Origin of the sequence: Psychroserpens sp. NJDZ02 (assembly GCF_004843725.1) — a bacterium.
Classification (GTDB): Bacteria; Bacteroidota; Bacteroidia; order Flavobacteriales; family Flavobacteriaceae; genus Olleya.
This window is the reverse complement of record NZ_CP039451.1, coordinates 2,478,608-2,503,047: the sequence shown is the minus strand read 5'-3', so window position 1 is coordinate 2,503,047 and position 24,440 is coordinate 2,478,608. Positions and strand designations below refer to the sequence as shown.

22 protein-coding genes are annotated in these 24,440 nt (G+C 32.6%); 9 read left to right on the top strand and 13 right to left on the bottom strand.

Features of this window, described 5'->3' with window-relative positions; all coding sequences use genetic code 11:
* Positions 1-340: 340 nt before the first annotated feature.
* The 4 genes from E9099_RS10875 (at position 341) to rlmB (ending at position 6,649) form a co-directional block, all read left to right on the top strand.
* Positions 341-3,589, top strand: a complete 3,249-nt coding sequence (locus tag E9099_RS10875) for a SusC/RagA family TonB-linked outer membrane protein (RefSeq protein ID WP_136583650.1) — start codon at positions 341-343, stop codon at positions 3,587-3,589.
* Between the two features lie 12 nt (positions 3,590-3,601).
* Positions 3,602-5,083: a RagB/SusD family nutrient uptake outer membrane protein gene (locus E9099_RS10870; protein ID WP_136583649.1), complete on the top strand. Its 1,482-nt coding sequence runs from the start codon at positions 3,602-3,604 to the stop codon at positions 5,081-5,083.
* A gap of 26 nt (positions 5,084-5,109) precedes the next feature.
* A complete protein-coding gene (locus E9099_RS10865) occupies positions 5,110-5,847 on the top strand; it encodes a hypothetical protein (protein ID WP_136583648.1) in 738 nt (245 codons plus the stop codon).
* 67 nt (positions 5,848-5,914) lie between these two features.
* Positions 5,915-6,649 carry a 23S rRNA (guanosine(2251)-2'-O)-methyltransferase RlmB gene (rlmB, locus tag E9099_RS10860; RefSeq protein WP_136583647.1) on the top strand — a complete coding sequence of 245 codons (735 nt, stop codon included), beginning with the start codon at positions 5,915-5,917 and terminating at the stop codon, positions 6,647-6,649.
* Here the strand turns inward: rlmB and E9099_RS10855 are convergent.
* Complete coding sequence (locus E9099_RS10855; protein WP_136583646.1) at positions 6,644-7,393, bottom strand: rhomboid family intramembrane serine protease; 750 nt, start codon at positions 7,391-7,393, stop codon at positions 6,644-6,646. The genes rlmB and E9099_RS10855 overlap by 6 nt on opposite strands.
* 197 nt (positions 7,394-7,590) lie before the next feature.
* Here E9099_RS10855 and E9099_RS10850 point away from each other — a divergent pair, with 197 nt between their 5' ends.
* Positions 7,591-8,868, top strand: coding sequence for a replication-associated recombination protein A (locus tag E9099_RS10850; protein ID WP_136583645.1), 1,278 nt, complete (start codon positions 7,591-7,593; stop codon positions 8,866-8,868).
* Here the strand turns inward: E9099_RS10850 and E9099_RS10845 are convergent.
* From E9099_RS10845 to radC, 4 genes are all read right to left on the bottom strand, one after another.
* Positions 8,865-9,659, bottom strand: coding sequence for a hypothetical protein (locus tag E9099_RS10845; protein WP_136583644.1), 795 nt, complete (start codon positions 9,657-9,659; stop codon positions 8,865-8,867). The two genes, E9099_RS10850 and E9099_RS10845, sit on opposite strands and share 4 nt — an antisense overlap.
* A 4-nt stretch (positions 9,660-9,663) precedes the next feature.
* Entirely contained in the window at positions 9,664-10,356 is a 693-nt protein-coding gene (locus tag E9099_RS10840; protein WP_136583643.1) for a YjjG family noncanonical pyrimidine nucleotidase, read from the bottom strand.
* A complete protein-coding gene (locus tag E9099_RS10835) occupies positions 10,340-11,638 on the bottom strand; it encodes a polysaccharide deacetylase family protein (RefSeq protein WP_136583642.1) in 1,299 nt (432 codons plus the stop codon). The genes E9099_RS10840 and E9099_RS10835 overlap by 17 nt, the downstream gene beginning before the upstream one ends.
* Positions 11,639-11,777: 139 nt before the next feature.
* Complete coding sequence (radC, locus tag E9099_RS10830) at positions 11,778-12,476, bottom strand: RadC family protein (RefSeq protein ID WP_136583641.1); 699 nt, start codon at positions 12,474-12,476, stop codon at positions 11,778-11,780.
* Between the two features lie 70 nt (positions 12,477-12,546).
* Between radC and E9099_RS10825 the strand changes: the two genes are divergently transcribed.
* Together E9099_RS10825 and E9099_RS10820 are read left to right on the top strand one after the other, a co-directional pair.
* Positions 12,547-13,140 carry an FMN-binding negative transcriptional regulator gene (locus tag E9099_RS10825; protein WP_262710403.1) on the top strand — a complete coding sequence of 198 codons (594 nt, stop codon included), beginning with the start codon at positions 12,547-12,549 and terminating at the stop codon, positions 13,138-13,140.
* 62 nt (positions 13,141-13,202) lie between these two features.
* Positions 13,203-13,571: a DUF1304 domain-containing protein gene (locus E9099_RS10820; protein ID WP_136583639.1), complete on the top strand. Its 369-nt coding sequence runs from the start codon at positions 13,203-13,205 to the stop codon at positions 13,569-13,571.
* Positions 13,572-13,700: 129 nt separating this feature from the next.
* On the opposite strand, the gene E9099_RS10815 is transcribed toward E9099_RS10820, so the two are convergent.
* From E9099_RS10815 to E9099_RS10805, 3 genes are all read right to left on the bottom strand, one after another.
* Positions 13,701-14,129: a peptidylprolyl isomerase gene (locus tag E9099_RS10815; protein WP_136583638.1), complete on the bottom strand. Its 429-nt coding sequence runs from the start codon at positions 14,127-14,129 to the stop codon at positions 13,701-13,703.
* A gap of 446 nt (positions 14,130-14,575) precedes the next feature.
* The gene (locus tag E9099_RS10810) at positions 14,576-15,556 is read right to left on the bottom strand and encodes a PLP-dependent cysteine synthase family protein (RefSeq protein WP_136583637.1); all 981 of its coding nucleotides are present in this window, start codon (positions 15,554-15,556) and stop codon (positions 14,576-14,578) included.
* Positions 15,557-16,180: 624 nt separating this feature from the next.
* On the bottom strand, positions 16,181-17,416 hold the full coding sequence (locus E9099_RS10805) for an ABC transporter permease (RefSeq protein WP_136583636.1): 1,236 nt from the start codon (positions 17,414-17,416) through the stop codon (positions 16,181-16,183).
* 8 nt (positions 17,417-17,424) lie between these two features.
* Here E9099_RS10805 and E9099_RS10800 point away from each other — a divergent pair, with 8 nt between their 5' ends.
* A complete protein-coding gene (locus E9099_RS10800) occupies positions 17,425-18,699 on the top strand; it encodes an exo-beta-N-acetylmuramidase NamZ domain-containing protein (protein WP_136583635.1) in 1,275 nt (424 codons plus the stop codon).
* A 150-nt stretch (positions 18,700-18,849) separates the two neighbouring features.
* Here E9099_RS10800 and E9099_RS10795 read toward each other — a convergent pair whose 3' ends face one another.
* From E9099_RS10795 to E9099_RS10785, 3 genes are all read right to left on the bottom strand, one after another.
* Entirely contained in the window at positions 18,850-19,572 is a 723-nt protein-coding gene (locus E9099_RS10795; protein ID WP_136583634.1) for a hypothetical protein, read from the bottom strand.
* Positions 19,573-20,005: 433 nt separating this feature from the next.
* On the bottom strand, positions 20,006-20,896 hold the full coding sequence (locus E9099_RS10790; protein ID WP_136583633.1) for a hypothetical protein: 891 nt from the start codon (positions 20,894-20,896) through the stop codon (positions 20,006-20,008).
* A gap of 27 nt (positions 20,897-20,923) precedes the next feature.
* The gene (locus E9099_RS10785) at positions 20,924-21,418 is read right to left on the bottom strand and encodes a YkgJ family cysteine cluster protein (RefSeq protein WP_136583632.1); all 495 of its coding nucleotides are present in this window, start codon (positions 21,416-21,418) and stop codon (positions 20,924-20,926) included.
* Positions 21,419-21,519: 101 nt separating this feature from the next.
* Here E9099_RS10785 and E9099_RS10780 point away from each other — a divergent pair, with 101 nt between their 5' ends.
* Positions 21,520-22,218, top strand: coding sequence for a class I SAM-dependent methyltransferase (locus tag E9099_RS10780; RefSeq protein ID WP_136583631.1), 699 nt, complete (start codon positions 21,520-21,522; stop codon positions 22,216-22,218).
* On the opposite strand, the gene E9099_RS10775 is transcribed toward E9099_RS10780, so the two are convergent.
* Entirely contained in the window at positions 22,215-22,742 is a 528-nt protein-coding gene (locus E9099_RS10775; protein WP_136583630.1) for a DUF2059 domain-containing protein, read from the bottom strand. The two genes, E9099_RS10780 and E9099_RS10775, sit on opposite strands and share 4 nt — an antisense overlap.
* 33 nt (positions 22,743-22,775) lie before the next feature.
* Entirely contained in the window at positions 22,776-24,398 is a 1,623-nt protein-coding gene (locus tag E9099_RS10770; protein ID WP_136583629.1) for an amidohydrolase, read from the bottom strand.
* Between the last annotated feature and the right edge of the window lie 42 nt (positions 24,399-24,440).

Below are 24,440 nucleotides of genomic sequence, written 5' to 3'. Positions count from 1 at the left end.
AAAATCAAACCGAATTATTTAATAATATCTTAACATTTGACTTTTTTTTGCGAAATAATTGCTAAAAACAAGATATCAATATTTAATAAATAATTAACACTACCCCTTATTAATCAATTTATTATAGAAAAATAGAAGAACAAAAACACACCACTACTTACTTTTAAAAGAAACCAATTACCCATATAACAAGACAAGACACTATTATTTGAATATGTGTAAACACTAAGCTAAAACGTTGCATTATTCACTTGTCCAAATCAAATATTATGATAAAAAAGTTGTTTTATTAAGTTTTTATTATGATTTTTGACACAGACTAATTCAAATAAAAATAAAAATGAAAACAAAATTTAGTGGGATTTTAACGCTATTTCTAGCGTTTGTTGTGCAAATAACGTTTGCACAGGACAAAACAATTTCAGGAGTTGTTTCTGATGAAAATGGACTACCATTACCATCAGCTACTATTCTAGTAGTAGGAACTTCAAATGGAGCATCATCAGATTTTGATGGTAAGTATTCAATTACAACTAAAGTTGGTGACGAACTACAGTTTAGTTATGTTGGTTACAGTAACGCAACACTTACTGTTGGTAATACTAACACTATTAATGTTAGTCTTGCTCCAGACAATCAACTAGAAGAAGTTGTTATTGTTGGTTATGGTACAACTACCAAGCAGTCTTACACAGGTACAGCAAAAGTAGTTTCAGCTGACAAGCTTGAAGCAAAATCTTTTTCAAATGTATCTCAAGCATTAGCAGGGGAGGCAGCCGGAGTTACAGTAATTAACACTTCTGGACAACCAGGAACAACTTCTACTATACGTATTAGAGGGTTTGGTTCGGTTAACGGAAACAGAGATCCACTTTACGTAGTAGATGGGGTACCTTTTAGTGGAAGTATTAACTCTATTAGTCCTTCGGACATCGAGACTACAACCATCCTTAAAGATGCAACAGCTACAGCTATTTATGGTTCTAGAGGTGCAAATGGTGTAATTTTAATTACTACCAAAAAAGGAAGTGCAAACAACTCCTATGTCGAAGTTGACGTAAAATCTGGTATCAACATGCAATTTCTTCCAAGAAATGAAGTGATAAAATCGGCAGATAGATATACCGAATTAAGTTGGGAAGCCTTAAAAAACAAAGGTATTGCTACAGGTAATGCTGATCCAGTAGGATTTGCTAACTCTACGTTATTTAGTAGTGCAGGTATTAACCCAAGTTACAACTTATACAATGCGGCTAACGGTGCTGAAATAATTGATCCTACTACAGGTAAAGTTAGAGCAGGTGTTACAAAAAAGTATGAGCCAGAAAACTGGGAAGACTATGGTTTTCAACAAGCATATAGACAAGAAGCTAGTTTAAGAATGAGTGGAGGTAGTGATAAAAGTTCTTATTTCTCTTCATTTGGTTATTTAGATGACGAAGGATACGTTACCAACTCAAACTATAAGAGATATAACACAAGACTAAGTGTTACGCATCAAGCAAAAGATTGGTTAAAGGCTACAGCAAACATAGGTTATGCTAACTCTAAAAATAATAACAACGGTCAGTCTGAAGATTCTGGAAGTATTTTCTGGTTTGTTGATAACATTCCTTCAATATATCCTTTATTTTTAAGAGATGGTAATGGTAACACTGTTAATGATCCAATTTACGGAGGTAACCAATACGATTATGGTCAAACTGGTCGTGGTTTTGGAGCTTTAACAAACTCAATAGCTGATGCTAATTTTGATAAAAGTACATTTGACAGACATGAATTAAATGGTAACTTCTCATTTGATATTTTATTCAATGACAATTTAACATTTACTGCTAGATATGGTGCTCAATATTACAACAACAAGTATACGAGTCAAAACAACCCTTTCTATGGGTCTGCAGCTTCACAAGTACCACCAGGATCTGTATTTAAAAGTGATAGTGAATTATTTACACAAAACTTTTTACAGTTATTACGTTTTCAAAAGCAATTTGGAAGACATGGTATAGAAGCTTTAGTAGCACACGAATCGAATGACTACACATTTAAAAACTTTTCTGCTAGTAAATCAGGAGTTGTAGTACCAGGAATTGATGACTTAAGTAACTACATTATTGTTGCCTCTCCTCCTAGCTCTTACACAGATACTTCAACATTAGAAAGTTATTTTGGACAGCTTAACTATAACTTAGACAACAAATATTACTTAACAGGATCTGTTAGACGTGATGGTTCATCTAGATTTGTTAATAACAAATGGGGAACATTTGGATCTGTAGGTCTATCATGGATAGCTTCAAAAGAATCTTTCTTAGAGAATGTAGACTTCTTAGATTTCCTTAAAGTTAAAGCCAGTTATGGTGTACTAGGTGATCAAGGAGATGCTGACAACTTATACCCTGGATATAATACATTTGATGTAAGTAACTTAAATGATGAAATCTCTATTTCACCAAGACTTAACGGAAACCCTGATTTAACTTGGGAAACATCTAAAATGTTTCAAGTTGGTATCGAGTCTAACTTATTTGGTTTCTTAGAAGCTAATATTGATTACTATGTAAAAAACACAGATAACTTACTATTTGATAGACGTGTTGGACCTTCTGAAGGTATATCTTCTATAACAGTAAATGATGGTCAATTAAGAAACGCAGGTTTAGAATTTGATATCGATGCTACTATTATAGACAAAGCTGATTACAAGTTTAATATAGCTATTAATGGAGAATTTTTAAGCAATGAAATTACGACAATGCCATTAGACCCTGCAACTGGATTACCTAAAATTTTAGATACTTCTACAGGATTTGGATTTGGAGAAGGACGTTCAATATTTGATTTTTACATGAGAGAATATGCAGGTGTAGATTCTGCAGATGGTACACCAATGTGGTTTAGATATTATGATGATGTAAACAATAACGGAATTTTAGATGGTGGAGATATTACTGATTGGGTACCTGCAAATGGTGCTAACAATACATCTGCTTCATTAGTAGAATATGAAACGTTAGTTCCTGGATCTAATATCCAGAAAACAACTACAAAATCTTATGCTGAGGCAACTGAAGTTTATGTAGACAAATCTGCAATTCCTAAGGTAAGAGGAGCTATTAGATTAAGTGGTAAAATCAAGAATTTTGATATCAGTACACAAATACTTTATAGTTTAGGTGGATATGCTTACGACGGTGCTTATGCTAGTTTAATGCATAACTCTACAGTAGGATCTAATAACTGGAGTGTTGATATTGAAGACAGATGGCAAAATCCAGGAGATGTAACAGACGTACCAAGAATCTCTGATGGTCTTGATACTAATGGTAACTCTTTCTCAACAAGATTTTTAACTAGCTCAGATTACATCTCTTTAAATAACGTAAGAATAGGTTATACAATACCTAAAGCATTTTTCCAATCATCTGGTGTAGATGATATTAATGTATCAGTATCTGGAGACAACCTTTTTCTATTAAGTAGCAGAAAAGGATTCAACCCTTCAACTTCTGAAACAGGTGCATCTGACCGTTATACTTACTCTCCTTTATCTACGATAACTTTAGGATTAAGAGTTAAATTTTAAAAAAGAAAAATTATGAAAACAAAAAATAAAATATTAAGTACCATAGTGGCAGCTTCAATGCTGACATTATTTAACTGTAATGAAGACTTCTTAGACACAGAGCCTACAGAGTTTTTAACTGCAGAGCAAGTTGCGGAAGCAGCAGCAAATAACCCAGGGGTAATAGCAGGTAGTATGGCTGGTATTTACACACTACAGTTTCAAACAGAAACTGGTGGTAGTGATGACCATGATGATTTTGGACAAAAGGGTTATGACATATATTTAGACATGCTTTGTGGAGACATGGCGCTATCTACAAATGGTTATAACTGGTACAGATCATTAACTGAATACCAAGACACGCAAGATTTTACTCAAATTAGAAATCGTAAACCATGGAGATATTACTACAGACTTATACGTTCAGCTAATACCGTTATCGATGCTTTAGGAGGACAAGACGTAACACCTGATTTAGATGCCAACAAATGGATCATGGGTCAAGCAAAAGCAATAAGAGCTCACTCTTACTTTTACTTAACGCAATTATATTCAAATAAATATGAGCCAAATGCTGAAATCTTACCTTTATACACAACTGCAGCTGATCAAAATGGTCCAAAAGTAACGACACAAGTTATTTTTGATCTAATGATATCTGATTTAACAGAATCTATTACTTTATTAGACGGTTTTACAAGAACTGCTAAAAACCAAATTAATAAGTCAGTAGCTCAAGGTACCTTAGCATACGTTTATGCAGGTATGGGTAACTGGACAGAAGCAGCAGCATTAACAAATGATGTAATTACTAGTGGAGGTTACTCTTTAGCTACAAGTGCAGAAACTGTAGGTGGTTTTAACGACGTAAACACACCAGGATGGATGTGGGGAGTAGATATTACATTAGATAACGGTCTTGATCTTGTATCATGGTGGGGACAAGTTGATGTTTATACTTACAGTTATGCATGGGCTGGAGATTCTAAAGCAATTGATTTAGATTTATACAATTCAATACCTGCAAACGATATTAGAAAATCTCAATTCTTAAATGATCCTTCTAGTACATATTATTTATTACCTTTTAGCAAATTTTATGATCCAGGTAGAGTTGTTGGAGGTCAAAGAAACGTTACAACAGATTACGTTTATATGAGAGTTGCTGAAATGTATTTATTAAATGCTGAAGCTAACGCTAGATTAGGTGCTGATGGACTTGCAAGAACAAGCCTTAAATCCGTATTAGATTTAAGAGTACCAACATCTGCATATGTGGATGCTTTAAGTGGTCAGGCTTTATTAGACGAGGTTTATTACCAAACAAGACTTGAATTATGGGGTGAAGGAAAAAGTTATTTTGCAATGAAGAGAAATCAAGCGACAATAACTAGAGGAGCTAACCATTTATCAAATGTAGGTGTTCAAACTGCTTACGATGATGAAAAGTTATCTTTAGAAATTCCTGAAGATGAGATTCAAAACAATCCATTTATCGGAACTCAAAACTAATTCTAATAACTAAAACACAAATTAAGATGAAAATAAATAAATATTTATTATTGTCATTCACTCTAGCACTTACATTATTTGTAAGTTGTAGTGATGATGATGACACAACATCAGGATTAAATCATGTTAGCTTTGAGATAAGCAAAGATTTTCTAGTTGAACCAGGAGCGTCATCAAGTCGTGATATTAAACTATACTCTACAAACACAGAAGATTCTGACAGAACTTATAATGTACTTGTAGATATGGATGCGACTACAGCAGATGCTTCAGCGTATTCAGTACCTGCAACGGTAACTATTCCTGCTGGATCTAATGTTGCAAATCTAAATGTAACTGTTTCTGATATCAATATTGGTGGTGCTGGTAAAGTTCTAACACTTATGTTAGAACAAGATGGTAGCTTTTTCTACGGAAATGATATGGTACTAAACATTAAACTAATATGTTATTCTAACGAAGCTGCTTTAGCTATTGATTTTGATTCTTATTCTGAAGAGAGTAGTTGGGAAATCTTAGACGCTAGCAATGCAGTTGTAGCCTCTTCAGGAGGTGCTTATGCTGCTGGTACTGATACAGCAAACGAAGCCGTTTGTTTAGAAGATGGGACATATACATTTGTTTTTACTGACTCTTACGGAGATGGTTTAGATGGAACTGTAACGTTAAGTTATGATGGAACAACTTTAGTTGATATTCAAGGATTTACAGGACCTTCAACTGGTCCAATTTCATCTTCTCAAACATTTACTATAGGAAACTAAAAAGAATATTTTCTTTATACTTAAAAGAGCCTGCAATTTGCAGGCTCTTTTTTTATACCTTTGTGTCATGGAAAAAACCACTCAGATATTTGGTCTTAGAGCTATTATTGAAGCTTTAAATGCAGGAGAACATGTTGATAAAGTCTTTTTACAAAAAGGACTAAAAGGCGACTTGTTTCAAGAATTAGAAACGGTATTAAAACATAAAAGAGTAAATTCTTCTTATGTTCCTGCTGAGAAATTAAATAGATTGACTAAAAACAATCACCAAGGTGCTGTTGCACAAATCTCTCCTGTTCAATTTTATGACATTGAAGGGCTATTTGAAATGGTCACTGCAAAAACCAAAACACCTTTGTTTTTATTACTAGATCAATTAAGTGATGTTAGAAATTTTGGAGCTATTATCCGTACTGCAGAATGTACTGGCGTTGATGGTATAATTATACAAAGTAAAGGTGCTGCTCCTGTCAATGGTGATACTATTAAAACAAGTGCTGGCGCTGTATTTAAAGTGCCTATTTGTAGAGTTGACCATATAAAAGATGCGGTTTTCTTTTTACAGTCTTCAGATATTAAAGTCATTGCTGCTACTGAAAAAACAGACAAAACGTTATTTGATGTGTCCTTTAAAGAACCTTGCGCCATAATAATGGGATCTGAAGGACGTGGTATTAATCCTTCTATTTTAAAGATTGTTAACGAGAAAGCAAAATTACCTCTATTGGGAGAAATAGAATCTTTAAATGTTAGTGTGGCTTGTGGTGCTTTTTTATACGAAGCTGTAAGACAACGCCTATAAGTCTTTATTTTCTTTAAAAATATAATGGTATGTTATTGGATGATCCTCCTCAAGAAGATTGTCCTGCATACCCTCCTCTTCTACCCTTTCGATAAAATTACCCTGCTCATCAAAGTGTTGTAAAAACTCGTCATTTTCTTCGTTATAATCTGATTCTTCCCAAACATAACGTTTTGGTTTTGCGATTTGCTTTTTAAATAGTAAAGCAAAAAACAATCCGACAAGTAAGCCACTTAAATGCCCTTCCCAAGAGATACCATCTTCTAATGGTAAGGTATTCCAGATCATACTTCCGTATAAAAAAGCTACTAATAATGATAACGCAATAAGCCTGTAATGTTTTGCAAAAACACCTTTAAAAAAGATAAAACTTGCTAAAACATATATCAGTCCACTAGCTCCTATGTGATAGGATGGTCTTCCAATACACCACGTTAAAACACCCGATAATATAATACCATAAAACAGTACTTTAAATGCTATTGGTCTATAAAAATAAAAGAGCGCTGTACTTAAAACAAATAAAGGAATGGTATTATGCCATAAATGTGCAATTCCCGAATGGATAAAAGGACTAAAAAACACACCTATTAAACCTGACAATTTTTGAGGAAAAATACCCAAAAAATTTAATGAGAACCCAAATCTGATTTCTATAGCAAAAATTAGCCATAATAACATTACAAATGTTATTGGATAGGCTATAACGTCTAAGGTAAATTGAAAAGGTTCCTGTTGTTTCATTAGCAATAAATATAGCAAATAGTTATCCAATTTTACTGTAATGTAATAATGTCAGTCGGTTACTGCCTGAGGAATATATCGCTGTGTTAGACATCCTTTTGGTGTAAGCACAAAAATGGGGTAGACACAGCTAGACTTTTTTGTTAAGAATGAGTAAAAAAGTCACGCCAACCAAAAAAATAATTTAATTTTACATCATGAATACGCCTTTAGCCGAAAGATTACGTCCACAAACTTTAGACGACTATATTAGTCAGTCGCACTTAGTGGGTCCCAACGGGACATTAACCAAACACATCCAACAAGGCCTTATACCAAGTATGATTCTTTGGGGACCTCCGGGCATTGGAAAAACAACTTTAGCAAATATCATTGCAACTACATCCAAACGCCCTTTTTATACACTAAGTGCTATTAGTTCTGGTGTTAAAGATGTACGAGAAGTTATTGATAAAGCCAAAAATAGTGGTGGGTTATTTACTGCTAAAAACCCGATTTTGTTTATTGACGAGATCCATCGATTTAGCAAATCACAACAGGATAGTTTACTACAAGCTGTAGAAAAAGGGTGGGTGACTTTAATTGGTGCCACCACAGAAAACCCCAGCTTTGAGGTTATATCCGCATTATTGTCACGCTGTCAGGTTTATATTTTAAAAGCGTTTGAAAAAACTGATTTGGAAGACCTTTTAAAGCGCGCTATTGAAAAAGACGAATACTTATCTAAAAAAAACATATTACTTAAGGAAACCAATGCTTTATTACGTCATTCTGGAGGAGACGCTAGAAAACTCTTAAACATTTTTGAGTTAGTCGTTAATAGTGAAACTGAAGAACCTATTACCATCACGGATGCTATGGTTTTGGATAAAGTAGAAAACAATACGGTACGTTATGACAAAACTGGAGAACAGCATTATGATATTGTATCGGCTTTTATAAAATCTATAAGGGGTAGCGATCCAAATGCTGCGGTGTATTACTTGGCTAGAATGGTTGAAGGTGGCGAAGATGTTAAATTTATTGCCCGAAGGCTATTAATTTTAGCTAGTGAAGATATTGGAAATGCTAATCCCACCGCTTTGGTTATGGCTAATACAACCTTTCAAGCAGTGACCACTATTGGTTATCCTGAATCTAGAATTATTTTAAGCCAATGCGCCACGTATCTTGCCTGCTCCCCAAAAAGTAACGCTGCTTATATGGCTATTAACCATGCACAACAATTGGTAAAGCAAACTGGAGATTTAAGTGTGCCTTTGAATATCAGAAATGCACCTACTAAATTAATGAAAGAGATTGGCTATGGCGAAGACTATAAATACAGCCATAATTATGAAAATAATTTTGCTACTCAAGAGTTTTTACCCAAAGAAATTAGTAATACGAAGCTATACGATCCTGGTAATAATGGCAGAGAAAATGCCCAACGTGACTTTTTAAAATCACGTTGGAAAGAAAAATATGGCTACTAAAATTGAATATTAATTGCTTTAGTTTCTAAAACATCATTTTTATACTGCGCTAAAATCCATTGTGCATTCATTTTATAGATTACAGCATCCGTTCCTTTTACCAGATAAAAATCTTCTTTCCCAGAAAACAGAATAGTGTAGACTATGGTATTATTTTCCGTTTTTAATTGATAACAAAATACGGAACCTTGAATTAATTGTGCTGTATACAAATCCTGTTTAGAGACTGGTAAATTATTAATCTTAACCTCTGTATTGACCAAAGTATTTGATGTGTTATCTTGAGATTTAATTATTGTATCCGGGACATCATTTATAATTGAAACCAATGGTTGAGACTCTTTTTTTACTATATAATTGTGCTTAAAATTTTGAAAGGTTTTAATTGTATTACGTAAAGCAACGTTGTAAGCTACTTTATATTCCTTGTCTAAAGAAATACCCTCTTCTGAAGTAAATACAATTTGATTATTACAATTTCTAAAATTAATTTTCAGCTTAGTTTTAAACATATTACTATGTTCCGTAACGTCTGCATAAACTACCAAGCACCCATTTTTGACAGCATCCTCTGGTAAACTTTCTGAATCTAAAAAAACTGCAAAATTTTGCTTCTTTAATAAAAATTGAGTTAATCCATTTAATTGATAATCGTTAGCTTTCTTTTGACAAGAAAACTGATCTGGTACCACAATATATTTGTAATCATTTAATTGTTTTTGAGCAGTTGACGTGAGTGAAAAACTAAATAAAAAAAAGAATACTACTATTATTTTATAGTGAAAAGCCATGTTATTATAAATATTTTTTAATGTCTGATAAATGATTAATAAATTTTATTCCGGGCAACTCCTCTACTTTATGATAATTAAAACAAATAGCGTCTAAGCCTATATCTAAAGCACCTAAAATATCTGCTTCGTAATTATCCCCAATCATTATACTATTTTGTGTTTCGGCTTGAGCCGAATTTAAAGCAAAGTTAAAGATATGAGGATTAGGTTTTTTTACACCTGCTGCCTCCGCACTTGTCACTGTCTCAAAATAATGATCCAATTTTGAAGATTTTAATTTATTGTTTTGAGCATCTTTAAATCCATTAGTAATAATATGTAACTTATATTTAGATTTTAGATAGTCTAATATCTCAAACGTACCATCAAAAACATTATTAAAACTAGACAAATACGTAATATAATCTTCAGATAATTGATTAATCACTTGGTCTTTTACCGTAAATTGTAAAGCATCAAAAGTCTCCTTTAATCTACTGTATCGCAAATCTTCCTTGGTTACTTTTTCGTCTCTATATAACTTCCAATACTTAAGATTTATGGGTTCGTAAAAGCGTAAAAAATCATTTAGATTAGTCTTAACTTGATGTTTTTTGAAAATAAAATCAAAAGTTAAAGCTGAGTTTTTATCAAAATCCCATAGTGTATGGTCTAAATCAAAAAAGACGTGTTCTACTTTATTTGTTTTTGGCATCCAATATTATATTAAAAAGTGTTTTAAAATGTTTCCAACGGTCTTGTTTACTAAACGTGTAATTATGAAATACCGGTACAAAAGTTCCGTTTACCTTTTTAATTGTATTTATCAATCGTTTAAGTGCCTGCTCTTTATCTAACAGAGAATGGTATTTTAAAAAAGCAAAATCTATAGCTTGATAGGGCACGACTTTAAGTGGGGTTTGAACTTCAAAATCTAAATCGTAAAATAAAAATGGTGTGCATGTCCCGGCTCTAAAACCCAAATGATTGACATACCCCATAGTATAGTCTTCAGGAATTTCTAGTTCGACCAAATTACGGTAGGATTCTGGTAAGTTTACTTTAGAAAAGGACTGTCTAGACCCCACAATAGCATTATTAATAATGCCTTCCATCCTACTCTTTTCTTCTTTAAGCAATTCTATATTAGTTAATGCAAAAAAAGAGATTTTAATACCCACTTGACAATAGTCTGCCACGTGTTTTATTAAAGAAATAAATTTTTGTTTTTGTGCATTGATATTTTTATCATACGTTGAAAAGTCACCTAATAAAAAGAAAAATACAAATTTATACTTTGAAGATTTTTGTTTGTTAACAATATATTTATAGGTATCGTGTGGGTCGCGTTTAAATCCAGATAACACTGAATATCTTTGATAGACACGCTTAAACTTAAAAGTCAAAACATCTATAAATGTACCGCTAATGGTACGCATTATCCCTTTTAGCTTATACTGATAAGCAACAGGCACGTCAATAACTGGTATGACATTATATTTTTGTTCTGGAAAATTAAAATCCGGATAATTGTTCTCTAATAGTGTTTTAAACTTATAGGCCCATATATCCACCACTGGTTGGTCTAAAAAGTTATTTTTAAACGCGATACTTTCCTGCGCTGTAAAACGACCGTATTGATCTTTTACATGTGGCAGATACTCCTCATATCTACTAATTAAATAAAAAGCAGCTGCAAAAATATCAAAAGACAAAGCACTCTTGTCTCCTGCCGCAAAAAAACACTTAGTATCCTCCCAAGGCAAAATAGCAATCTCTACATCCGATAAACCTTGCTCGAATAGCAACTCATTACTACGTATAAAAATCTCGTTACTTAAAGGCTGCCTTGTATACGATATCTTTAAACTATCATGTGCAATAAACTCCTCAATAGTTGTTGTAAAACTAACAGGTATACCCAAAATCCTAGTGCAAATTTGTTTGAAAACATACTTGACTCTGGGGGTTATTTTATGTGTGTAAACTAAAAGCATTTTTTAAGTAAGCAGTGATCCATATTCTGTGCATTATCTAGCGACTCAAAAATAAGAATTTCAAAAAGTAAAAGCATCCAATTATAAATATAAAATTTAATAATCAAGTGCTTGATAATTGAAGTTAAAATATTAAATTTTAAAGTAAAGACTCGTCTGCAAAACTAAAATAAGCATTTTCCGTTACAATCAAATGATCCAATACTTTTATATCTAAACTTCGCGCCGCTGTCTTTAACTTTAAAGTCACCTCTTTATCCGCTTGACTTGGCTTTAAAGTCCCTGATGGATGATTGTGTGCTAAAATAAGTCCTACCGCTCCAACTTCTAGAGCTGTTTTTAGTACCAAACGGGTATCGACTAAAGTCCCAGTAATACCACCTTTACTAAGTTGATTTTTATAAATGACCTTATTGGAATTATTTAAATACACTATCCAAAACTCTTCATGCGGTAACTCTCCAATAATAGGTTGCATAAGCTCAAACACGGATTTGCTAGAGGTAATTTTATTTTTCCGCAAAGCTTCTTCCCCTCGGCGTCGGCGTCCTAATTCTAAAGCTGCAATTATACTAATAGCTTTGGCTTCACCAATACCTTTAAACGCCATCAATTGCTTGATACTAAGTTTACCTAATTCGCTTAAATTATTATCCACACTAGATAAGATACGTTTACATAAGGATACTGCGCTTTCGTCTCTGTTTCCTGAGCCTATTAAAATAGCAACCAATTCCGCATCGCTCAATATTGCTTTTCCTTTATATAATAGTTTTTCTCTAGGTTGATCGTCTTGAGACCAGTTTTTAATTGAAAATGAAGTACTTTTATCTGACATTTTATAAAACTACACATTATTTTGTGATTTTTAAATGAAATAAACACTTCTAACTTTATAATAAATCAATTTGTATCCCCCTAAAAAACATCAAGATAGCGATAAAAAACACTTAATACAAGTGATTAAAACCTATCCTTTAGCGACTGTTATTTCGGTTAAAAACAACAAACCGTTAGTGACACACTTACCTCTTATTTATCGTGAAAGTGATGGTAAATTAATTGGACATATTGATATTTATAATCCGCAAACCGAAGTCTTACAAAATCAAAACGATATAACAATCTTGTTTTCTGGTCCACAATGCTACATTTCTCCAAGTATTTACACGACAACACAGCTACCAACATGGAACTATATTAAAGTGCATTTAACTGGAACTGTTTCTAGAATTGATAATAAGGATCAGTTAAAGCAATCTTTAATTACTATGACCGAATTTTTAGAAGCTCCAGACCACAAATACGTTTTAGAATCCGACAATCCTAGATTAGACAAAAATTTAGACTATATTAAACTATTTGAAATATCAATTGACACTTGGGAAGGTAAATTTAAACTCTCTCAAGATAAAAAGCCTAAGGATACAGAACATGCTAGAAACGAGTTATTAAAAACAAATCAAGCCAGTATTAAAGCTTTTTTGGATCAAGTATTTTAAACGTAAATTATAATGTTTACTGCGCAACAAAAAATAAAAACTAACACTATTTAACTAAAAAAATGGACATCTTAATTAAAATTATCATAGCAATAGTCGTTGTATTACACCTCTATTTTTTATATTTTGAAATGTTTGCATGGGACACCATAGGACGTAAAGTATTTAAAACGATACCTAAAGAAATATTTGGACAAACTAAAGTTATGGCTGCTAATCAAGGCTTATATAATGGGTTTTTAGCTGCCGGACTAATTTGGTCGTTTTTTATCACCGATCCACAATGGTCTTTTAATATTGCTTTATTCTTTTTAGGCTGTGTCGCTGTCGCTGGTATTTATGGTGCTTTATCCCTATCTAAAAAAATATTTTTTGTGCAAGCAGTTCCTGCATTGTTAGGGATTGTATTGATTTTAATTACTAAATATTAGGCGTCATATTTTTATAATAAGCGACACCTAAACTTATCAAAAACAAAAACAGCCCTTGTTATAAAATTATATCAAGGGCTGTTTGATTTTTCTCAAAATAAATGACTTACTTTAGTTAGCAGTCGTTATTTATTTAATCTCTACTACTTCAAGATCAAAAATAAGATCTTTACCAGCTAAAGGATGATTTGCATCTAAAACAATAGTATCTTCTTTAACTTCTACTACTAGTAAATTAGTTTCACGTCCATCGGGAGCTTTAGATACTAATCCCATCCCTACTTCAGGTTTCATATCTTGTGGTAGATCTGCTTTACTAACTTCTTGTTTTAAAGCGTCATTAATATCTCCGTATGCTTCTTCTTTAGCAATTGTAATCGTTTTTTTCTCGTTTAATTTCATGTCAATTAACCCTTTCTCAAAACCAGGAATTAATTGTCCTTGTCCTAAAGTAAATTCGATTGGTTCTTTTCCTTCAGAACTATCAAAAACTTGTCCATCAGATAATTTACCTGTGTAATTTACTTTGACTGCGCTATTCTCTTTAACTTGACTCATACTGTAATTTTATAATTTTAAAAAATAGGTTTTGCATAATTCTTACACAGCTCCTATTTTAATTTAAACGTATTATGCCTGTAAACGCCAAAACCACGCCAAAAACTAAATCAAAAAGTTATAACCTTATAATATGGTCGCTTTAAGCTTAAAAATAACGTTGTAATCCTTTAACTGTACTAAATACCATCAATACATCCTCTTTTAAAACAAATTAATTTGAATACTTCAAAATCAGAAAATATGTCAGTAAAATCAAATATTTTAAATTTTTCATGCCATATTCGCAAAAAACAAGTCTTTGATTAGCTTCTAATTACTAAAACCACTAAAAACAATTCAGGTTATTTTGAATAGTTCACATAAAAAAACTCACCATTTAAATGGTGAGTTTTTTTATAGTCTTGAATTATAGCTTTAATAATTCTTGATTTTTTGCTATAGGGCTAATCTAAATAACCCATTTCGCGCATCCAGTCGTCATTAAACATTTTACCAACATAACGACTTCCATGGTCATGGAATAACACAACCACAACGTCATCTTTTGTAAAGTGTTCTTTTAACTGCAACACTCCTTTAATTGCTGCTCCTGCACTATTACCTAAAAACATACCTTCTTCTTTGGCCAGTCTTTGTGTATATACTGCAGCATCTTTATCAGTTACTTTAGTAAACCCATCGATGATACTAAAGTCCACGTTTTTTGGTAGAATATCTTCTCCAATACCTTCTGTAACGTAAGGATAAATTTCATTTTCATCAAATTCTCCCGTTTCGTGGTATTTTTTAAAGACACTTCCGTAAGTATCTATTCCCCATATTTTTACGTTAGGGTTTTGCTCTTTCAGGTATTTCCCAACACCAGAAATGGTTCCTCCTGTACCAACACCTACCACAAAATGTGTAATTTTACCATCTGTTTGTTCCCAGATTTCTGGACCTGTACTTTGGTAATGCGCTTTGGCGTTACTTGGATTATCATATTGGTTAACGTACCATGAGTTTGGCGTTTCTTCTCCTAAACGTTTTGAAACCGAATAATATGATCTTGGATCATCTGGCTCCACAGCTGTTGGGCAAACAACAACCTCAGCTCCTACTGCTTTTAAAATATCTACTTTCTCTTTACTTTGTTTGTCTGCCATTACAAAAATACATTTGTATCCTTTTATTATGGCAGCTAATGCTAATCCCATACCTGTATTACCTGAAGTTCCTTCTATGATAGTTCCTCCTGGCTTAAGACGTCCATCTGCTTCTGCATCTTCTATCATTTGTAATGCCATACGGTCTTTAACTGAGTTTCCTGGGTTAAAAGTTTCGTATTTAGATAATACTAAACATGGTAGCTCTTCTGTTAGTTTGTTTAGCTTTACTAATGGTGTATTACCGATAGTTTCTAATATGTTATTTGCGTAGTTCATTTCTATTTTTTATTATTTTTTTAAAGGTGAAATGTGTTCGTTTACATAAAGTTCTTTCTATTTAACTTCAATATGAAACTCGGTTCATTTCTGTTTTTTATTATTTTTTTAAAGGTGAAATGTGTTCGTTTACATAAAGTTCTTTCTATTTAACTTCGATATAAAACTCGGTTCATTTCTATTTTTTATTATTTTTTATTTTTTTAAAGGTGAAATGTGTTCGTTTACATAAAGTTCTTTCTATTTAACTTCAATATAAAACTCGGTTCATTTCTATATGTTATTATTTTTTAAAGGTGAAATGTGTTCGTTTACATGAAGTTCTCTCTATTTAACTTCGATATAAAACTCGGTTCATTTCTGTTTTTTATAGGTGAAAATTAATTCGTCTCTAAAAATTTAAAATTTGATTTAATATTTTCTTTTGAATTTGCAAAAGTAAGGTAATTGTCTAAAGTTGAAAGTTAAAACTAAATTAATTTATTTTGAAACTCAACTTGGTTAGTTGCGTTAGCGGTAGAAACGGCATCCTTTTTTGTGCGCGCTTATGCGCAAAAAAGATATAGTGGATGACGCGACCTTAATCCTGAACTAAATTCAGGATTAAGGTAACGCCCAAATTATTTAATCAAAACGGATGGCTTTGACTGGCGAAATCTTTGAAATGATGTAAGACGGTATTAGTAACATTGATAAACACAATATAAAGGTACCTATATTTAGTGCTATAATGTATCCTATATTAAGATATACCGGTACTGCTGACACATAGTATGTCTTTGGGTCTAATGGAAATAATCCAAAATACTTTTGAAGTAATAATAGGCTTATCCCTATCAAATTACCCCAAAACAGCCCTTTTAAAATCAAATACCCTGCGTTGTACAAGAAAATCTTACGAATACTAATATTATCACTTCCTAGTGCTTTTAAAATCCCAATCATTTGGGTACGTTCCAATATTAAAATTAGTAATGCGGTTATCATATTAATACCCGCTACAAGAATCATGATTCCTATAATTGCATATATGTTATTGTCAAATATTTTAATCCAATCAAATATAAATGGATACACTTTATCTACCGTTTGCGCTTGTAGCGTGGTGGGCACCTGCTTAAGAATTGCTTCTCCTGCTGTTTCTAGATTACTATAATTGTCTATAAAAACCTCGAAACGTCCGACTTGATCATCGTCCCATTTATTTAAACGTTGGATATGTCTAATATCTCCTATTACAAATAATTGATCCATTTCTTGTAACCCTGAATTATACACCCCTACTATATTATATGTAATTACATTTGGCGGTTTTGTTGTATCCTCTTTTAAAAAATAGGTATTTATACGATCATTTAATTTAAGCTGTAATCTATTTGCTAAATATTGAGAGATTAAAATATCTTGATTTCTTTTTTTTGTATAATCCGGAAGTCGCCCTTCTACTAGAAAATCTTTAAAATAGTGCCAATTGTAATCTGCTCCGACCCCTTTTACGATAATATATTCAAAATCGTTTTCTAACCTTATTATTCCTGATTTTGTAGCTGTACCTTGAATATGCGTAACATCAGGAACAGCAGTAAATTCAGGGTAAAAGTCCTGATTAGTGGAGATAGGTCTGATACTTTCTTCAGATTTATTATTATCATAAATACCTATAACACTATGGCCATTAAATGCAATTACTTTTTCTCTGATTTTTTGTTGCAGACCAACCCCTGTCGCAATAGCAATCATCATGACAATAATACCCAATGCAATTGCTACGATTCCAATTTTTATTATTGGTGCCGATATACTACTTTTATACGCTTTACTATCAATTATGCGTTTTGCTATAAAAAACTCGAAATTCAAACTAGATTATGCGATTTAATGTTTTCAAAAATACAGTTTTATTATTTGTTTTAGTATTAATTTCTTGTGCTTCTAAAACGAAAGATAATTTAGCCGAGACAAACCAAATTTTGGCTAAAACCAAAACTAAAACAAATCCCCCTCCTTTTAACCCAATTATTGTTGGCGCCAATCAAACTAAATCCTATTTATCTTTGCTAAAAGGGAAACGTGTTGGTATTGTTGCTAACCAAACTAGTGTTATTTTTAAAAATGTGATATCACCCTCTAATACTGTTAGTGGTCAATCATATTCACATTTAGTGGACTCTCTTATTTCTGAAAAAGTAAATGTTACAAAAGTATTTGCACCAGAACATGGTTTTAGAGGTCAAGCCGATGCGGGAGAAGTTGTAAAAGATGGTATTGATACTAAAACAGGTTTACCTATAGTTTCTCTTTACGGAAAAAATAAAAAACCTAGTGCTGAGCAACTACAAGATATTGATGTTATAATTTTTGACATACAAGATGTTGGTGCACGTTTTTACACTTATATCTCGTCTTTACACTATGTTATGGAAGCTTGTGCAGAACAAAACAAACTGTTGCTTGTTTTGGATAGACCAAACCCTAATGGTCATTATATAGATGGTCCTATTTTAGAAATGGAACACTCTAGTTTTGTTGGAATGCATCCAGTCCCTATTGTTCATGGATTGACTATTGGCGAATACGCAACGATGATTAATGGAGAAAAGTGGCTTAAAAATGGTATACAGTGCAATCTGAAGGTTATAACTATGACACATTATAATAGACAAATGACTTACGACTTACCTATCAAACCATCTCCAAACTTACCTAATGCACAGGCCATAAACCTGTATCCTAGTTTATGTCTTTTTGAAGGTACCAACATAAGCGCTGGTCGTGGTACGGATTTACAGTTTCAAATATATGGGTCTCCTTTTTTACCAAAATCTAGTTATGTCTTTACTCCTATTGCTAACGATGGTGCCAAATACCCTAAATATGAAAACAAAGTGTGTAATGGTTATAACTTAAGTCAAGCTAAACCTTTAAATGGTTTAAACTTAAACTATCTTATTGCGGCTTATAAAACAACTACAAATCAGTCTGAGTTTTTTATTAAAAATGGTTTTTTTACAAAACTAGCTGGAACAAATAAACTACAACAACAGATTGAAGCGGGTTGGGATGAAGACAAAATAAAAGCCACTTGGACAAGTGGCTTAAATAGTTTTAAGATTAAAAGACAACCCTATGTGTTGTATAACTAACATATAATTATTCGTCATATGTTTTACCGTTAGGCCTTAAGTTTTCTTTTCGATACTCATTTCTTGTTTGTCTATCCAACGAACTATCATTGTCTATATCGGAAAGATTATACTTAACTTCTTTGAACTCTGCTTCTTTAGATGGGGGATCTAATTTATCACTAGCGAATTTCTTGTTTTTTTTTTTTTAGCTTCTGCTCTGTCTTTTTCTGCTCTCAATCTATCAGCTTCAACTAAAGAACGTGCACTAAGCGCTTTTTCTTCTGCTCGTTTTTTTAAACGTGCTCTTAGTTCTTTTTCTCTAACTAACGCTAAAGCTTGCTCCTTTTTAGCTCTTGCCTCAACTTCTCTTCTAAAACGTCCAATTTGCTCTTTTTCAGCCTTACTTTTTTCTGCCTTAGCTGCCATAGTAGCTAAAAACGTTTCTCTATCTGGCATCCCTCTTTTTAATTGTTCTGTACTAGACAAACTTGCACGCAATACATCTTCCTCTAAATCAGCAATAGCATCTGTTGGCTTAGCGATTGCTTCCATACGATTTAAAGAAATTGGGTATACCGCATCTTCTCTATAAGCGACTACAGTATAACGTCCCACCTCAAAGTGATGTAAAGGAATTCTAGCCTCTTTACTTCCCAAATCCATTAAAACAGATTCTTTTTGGCTATGAAATAAAAAGCTAAATCTATAAATTTCAGTATTACTTTTTAAAATAATAGTATCTCCTGTCTTATTTAATACATGGATAAGACCAGCTTTGGAAGCATTAACATTTTCAACAATTGTTGTTTTGCTACTTGTAACTTGAGAAAAAGCAGAAGTAGTTACTATAAGTAACAAGAAAATTGTATTTATTATTTTTTGACTATTCATAATTTTGAATTATATCGTTATGTTAAAATCAGATATAAGGGTGCTACAAATTTATAATGAATAAGGGATAATCCATATCAATCTACCCTAAAATTATACAATTTTAGTCGAACGTCACAAAAAACTCGATGAATAGTTAATTTGTCTGATAATCAATTATTTACAACACATCGAATCGTTACACCACCATATACGCAACTAATGCGTCGAAAACATGAATTATTATCAGTTTTTAACAAAAACAACACAAGACAAGCCTGTAAAAGATACATGATATTGAGTAAAAACAAGTTTTACAACCTGTAAAATCGGTATACTATTACCCCATAAATTAGATCCAGATATAGACGTTAATTTCAAGCCTAGTAAATAAAAAAACCTACACGATTAAAGCCCGTACAAGTTGACTTATATTGATACTAACACCACTAAATTAGTTAATAATAAACTTGACTTTATTTAGGTCCGATTGTAACACTTGAGGTTTCCATTGCAAGGCTTCTTCAATATCATCTAAGCCTCTATATGTTGTGTAATTAAGAAAAGCAAATAAGGACGTATTAATTTGATCAATCTCTTCTAGATTGTATCTTTTTAAAAATCGACGTGCTTTATTAGGCTTATCCGAAATTAAAAATGCTTTTATTTCCAATAATTCATGTTTTTGCAGCAATGCTTCTTTTTTGTCCAATGCACTACTTTGTAATAATGCTTTTGCTTCTGACATATAAATATCGGATAACATAATTAACTCATCCTTTAAATAATCTTCAGCATATATTGCAAAATCAAGATATTTATTAGCTAACCTAAATGTGGACGCATAGCTTTTATTATCAAAATAGACACTTAATTCTGCTTCTAAAAAAGAAGTATCAAGCGCGTATTTTTTAATAATTGCTGTTAAATTCTGAGTAACAAATTGATCCTGAAAAGAAATATCTAAAATAGTACCATTAGGATCCATGACTTTTATTCTATCATCGTTAAAATGTTGAATATACTTAGCGTCCCTTTCATCTCCTAAGGCTTCATATAGTTTACTGTAATTAGACTCACTAAGAATGACAGGTACAAAATAATCCCAAACCAACGTTTTAATGCTTGCACTTCCAAATAACTCTGCAACGACTTGAGTTCCATCCTTATCTTCAAGTATAATGGGATAAGAGTAATTTGTTGCATCTTCCCAGATAACTAATAGCATCTTATTTTTAGACAGCGCTAATCTCTTTGCCAGAGTAAACGATGTAAGCCACTCTTGACTGTTAGCAGTTGTAATGGAAACAAAACAGACTAATATTATAAGTAGTAGTTTTTTCATAATATCTAAAAATACAAAATAATAGTATTAATATTTAATTCGTTTTTTCATCTCTTCAACAATATTGAAAGCCGCAGGACAGATAGCCACATTCTTTAGTGTTAAATTTGAAATTTGCTGAAATTTTTTACGATCCGTATGCGGGAATTCTGCACATGCCTTTGGTCGCACATCATAAATAGAACAATAATTATCCGCGCCTAAAAAAGTACATGGTACAGATTGTAATACATAATCATTCTCCTCATCCAAACGTAAATACGTATCAATAAATTGTTGTGGCTTTTGCCTAAAGTGTTTCGCCACACGTTGGATATCTTTATCCGTAAATAAGGGACCTGTAGTTTTACAACAGTTTGCACATGTCAAGCAATCGGTCTTTTTAAACTCTGCTTCATGCAATTCCTGCATTATATAGTCCAATTGCTTTGGTGCTTTCTTTTTTAACTTAGTAAAAAAGGTTTTATTTTCCTTATGCTTATCTTTGGCAAGCTTTGGCAGATTGTTTAAAATGTCTTCCATGCTACAAAAATAAGATTTTTAAAACACTTCAACTGTATCAAACTTACTATTGAAGTTAGGACGTTTTCGTTTACACGGAAATAAAAAAGCATACGATTTATATGAAAGACCTTTTTGGGAAAGCGTTACTAGATTATCAGAATAACAATTACACAGAAGACCTAATTACTTCAACTAACATTTCTGACGAAGATGAGCTGCCTCTACCCTATCTTTTTAGAGCTTTTAAAGACATGCCTAAATTAGAACAACACGCGTTAAAACTGTCTACAGGAAAAATTTTAGATGTTGGTTGCGGATCTGGTAATCACAGTTTGTATTTACAAAATGAAGGTTTTGATGTAAAAGCTATTGATATCTCTCAAGGTGCCATTACTGTAAGTATCGCTAGAGGCGTTATTAATACAGAGCAGAAGGCACTTATGGATGAAACCGAAACATTTGACACTATTTTATTATTGATGAATGGTACCGGCATATTCCAAACCCTTGATCAAATCTCCAAATATCTTACACATTTAAAAACCTTATTAAATGAAGGAGGTCAAGTCCTAATAGACTCTAGCGATATTAAATATATGTACTTAGATGAAGATGGTGGCTTTTGGCAAGATATGAATGCTAATTATTATGGAGAACTAGATTATTTTTTAAGTTATAAAGGCGAAAAAGAAACCCCGATGAAGTGGTTATATTTAGACTACAAGCTATTAAGAGACGCTTGTAGTGCTATTGACTTAAAATGCGAAATGCTCGCTGAAGGCGAGCATTATGACTATTTAGCAAAGCTATCGATTTAAAGATCAAATCCTTTTTCTGATAATTTTGCTATCATACTTTTATATAAATCTCCGCTCCACATCACAGAGATATCACCCATTGAAGCATTCATAGAATCCTGAGAACTCACAATCTTTTGACCAGTATCACTTTTATAAAATTCTGTTAAAATTATTTTATCCCCTTCCGTCAACTCTTCAGGTTTAAACATATTTTTACCTGCTTTAGTAGTATATAGTGCATTCATGTTTTTAACATCCTCATGCGTAAAATGAGCTCTGTAGGCAGACACTACCATTTGCGCTAATTCTCCCATCGCATCAGATTTCTCATTTTTTAATTCTGTCCAAACAGCTGCAGGAACTTCTTGAGATGTAAATTGCTCTTCAAGCATGGTAAACATTTGATCAACCACGCCTTCGTAGTAGGTCATGGTTCCATTGCTTTTAATACACGCTTTAACATCTTCACTGTATTGATCAACTTGCGCAAAACCTACAGTCCCTATAGTTAAAAGACATATTAGTGCTATAATTTTTTTCATTTTAAATATTTTTGTGTTATTACCAAAGAGCAACTACTGTGCCACGCCTCCAATATAGGTTTCATTTACTTTAATGTTTGGGATTTCTTTTTCATCCACAGTCATTATATTTTTGTCCAAGATAATAAAATCAGCAAACTTACCAATTTCAATACTCCCCTTTTCTTGGTCTTCAAAGTTTGAATAGGCCGCCCAAGTTGTCATTCCTTTTAAAGTTTCTTCTCTAGACAATCCGTCTTTTTTATTAAAACCTCCTTCTGGATATTGCTTAGTATCTTGTCTAGAAACAGCTGCATAAAACGTTAAAAACGGGCTTACTTTCTCTACAGGAAAATCAGTACCTAAAGCCACTCGTCCACTTTTTTCTAATAATGTCTTGTAAGCATACGCCCCTTTTATCCTGTCTTTACCAAGACGGTCTTCTGCCCAATACATATCACTTGTTGCATGTGTTGGCTGTATAGAGGGTATAATATTCTCATTTTTAAAATATTCGAAATCATCATCTGTAATAACTTGAGCATGCTCAACTCTCCAACGTCTATTCTTTTGACCTACTAATGTTTTTTCATACGTCTGTAATACAAATCTATTAGCAGAGTCTCCAATCGCATGCGTGTTCATTTGGTATCCTGCTTTAGCGATTCTTTCTGCTAAAGTCTTATAATCCTCAACACCAATAACTAAAGCACCAAAATGATCATGTTGATCCGTATACTCTTGTTTTAATGCCGCACCTCTAGACCCCAAAGCACCGTCCGCATAAACTTTTACAGATTGTACATTTAAACGCGCTGTCTTAATTTTTCCTTTAGTTAAATAATAGTCCAAGTTTGCTTTTCTATTACTAATCATAGCATAGATACGCATATCTAATGCACCAGCTTGTTGCAAGCTATCAACCAATTCTATGACCTGTTTATCTAAACCTGCATCCGACACTGTTGTTAACCCTAAATCTGTACATATTTTTTGAGCTTCCAATAGCGCATCTATTTGTTGTTGCTTTGTTGGCTCCGGAAAAATAGCTTCCACTAATTCCATTGGGTTATCAATTAAAACTCCAGTAAGCTTCCCATTCTCCTTTAAAATCTCTCCACCTTCCGCTAGTGTACTTTCTGTAATATTAGCTAGATCTAATGCCGCTTGGTTACATATCATGGCATGACCATCAATTCTAGTTAATGCTACCGGAGTCTTAGGAAATAAACTATCCAATTGCACTTTAGTTGGATATGTTTTGTCATCCCAATCGTTCTGATCCCATCCTCTACCAATAATAAATGTAGAAGCTTTGTCTTTCTGAAATGCTACAACCTTACTTATAACATCTGCATAACTTTTTGTATCTCTTAGATTAACTTGCAATTGGTTTAAACCAAGTCCATAAAAATGACAATGTGCATCAATAAAACCTGGTACAATAGTTTGACCAGCTGCATCAATAAGTGCTTTTGGTTTATATTTATTCTTTATATCTACAGCTGTACCAACCGCTACAAACTTACCATCTTTTACTGCAAAAGCTTCTGCCTTAGAAAAGTTAGCATCGACTGTATACACATTAGCATTAGTGATAATAGTATCAACATCTATTTTATCTGAAGCACAAGATGTAATGATTAAAAGTAAGAATAGGGTATTGGCGAATTTCATATTTTAATTTTTTTTAGTAAATATAAGCATAAAAAAAAGCCT

Excerpts from the sequence above, each read along its gene's own strand:
- E9099_RS10875 (WP_136583650.1), top strand. The coding sequence starts at position 341 with ATGAAAACAAAATTTAGTGGGATTTTAACGCTATTTCTAGCGTTTGTT.
- E9099_RS10870 (WP_136583649.1), top strand. The coding sequence starts at position 3,602 with ATGAAAACAAAAAATAAAATATTAAGTACCATAGTGGCAGCTTCAATG.
- E9099_RS10865 (WP_136583648.1), top strand. The coding sequence starts at position 5,110 with ATGAAAATAAATAAATATTTATTATTGTCATTCACTCTAGCACTTACA.
- rlmB (WP_136583647.1), top strand. The coding sequence starts at position 5,915 with ATGGAAAAAACCACTCAGATATTTGGTCTTAGAGCTATTATTGAAGCT.
- E9099_RS10855 (WP_136583646.1), bottom strand. The coding sequence starts at position 7,393 with ATGAAACAACAGGAACCTTTTCAATTTACCTTAGACGTTATAGCCTAT.
- E9099_RS10850 (WP_136583645.1), top strand. The coding sequence starts at position 7,591 with ATGAATACGCCTTTAGCCGAAAGATTACGTCCACAAACTTTAGACGAC.
- E9099_RS10845 (WP_136583644.1), bottom strand. The coding sequence starts at position 9,659 with ATGGCTTTTCACTATAAAATAATAGTAGTATTCTTTTTTTTATTTAGT.
- E9099_RS10840 (WP_136583643.1), bottom strand. The coding sequence starts at position 10,356 with ATGCCAAAAACAAATAAAGTAGAACACGTCTTTTTTGATTTAGACCAT.
- E9099_RS10835 (WP_136583642.1), bottom strand. The coding sequence starts at position 11,638 with ATGCTTTTAGTTTACACACATAAAATAACCCCCAGAGTCAAGTATGTT.
- radC (WP_136583641.1), bottom strand. The coding sequence starts at position 12,476 with ATGTCAGATAAAAGTACTTCATTTTCAATTAAAAACTGGTCTCAAGAC.
- E9099_RS10820 (WP_136583639.1), top strand. The coding sequence starts at position 13,203 with ATGGACATCTTAATTAAAATTATCATAGCAATAGTCGTTGTATTACAC.
- E9099_RS10815 (WP_136583638.1), bottom strand. The coding sequence starts at position 14,129 with ATGAGTCAAGTTAAAGAGAATAGCGCAGTCAAAGTAAATTACACAGGT.
- E9099_RS10810 (WP_136583637.1), bottom strand. The coding sequence starts at position 15,556 with ATGAACTACGCAAATAACATATTAGAAACTATCGGTAATACACCATTA.
- E9099_RS10800 (WP_136583635.1), top strand. The coding sequence starts at position 17,425 with ATGCGATTTAATGTTTTCAAAAATACAGTTTTATTATTTGTTTTAGTA.
- E9099_RS10795 (WP_136583634.1), bottom strand. The coding sequence starts at position 19,572 with ATGAATAGTCAAAAAATAATAAATACAATTTTCTTGTTACTTATAGTA.
- E9099_RS10790 (WP_136583633.1), bottom strand. The coding sequence starts at position 20,896 with ATGAAAAAACTACTACTTATAATATTAGTCTGTTTTGTTTCCATTACA.
- E9099_RS10785 (WP_136583632.1), bottom strand. The coding sequence starts at position 21,418 with ATGGAAGACATTTTAAACAATCTGCCAAAGCTTGCCAAAGATAAGCAT.
- E9099_RS10780 (WP_136583631.1), top strand. The coding sequence starts at position 21,520 with ATGAAAGACCTTTTTGGGAAAGCGTTACTAGATTATCAGAATAACAAT.
- E9099_RS10775 (WP_136583630.1), bottom strand. The coding sequence starts at position 22,742 with ATGAAAAAAATTATAGCACTAATATGTCTTTTAACTATAGGGACTGTA.
- E9099_RS10770 (WP_136583629.1), bottom strand. The coding sequence starts at position 24,398 with ATGAAATTCGCCAATACCCTATTCTTACTTTTAATCATTACATCTTGT.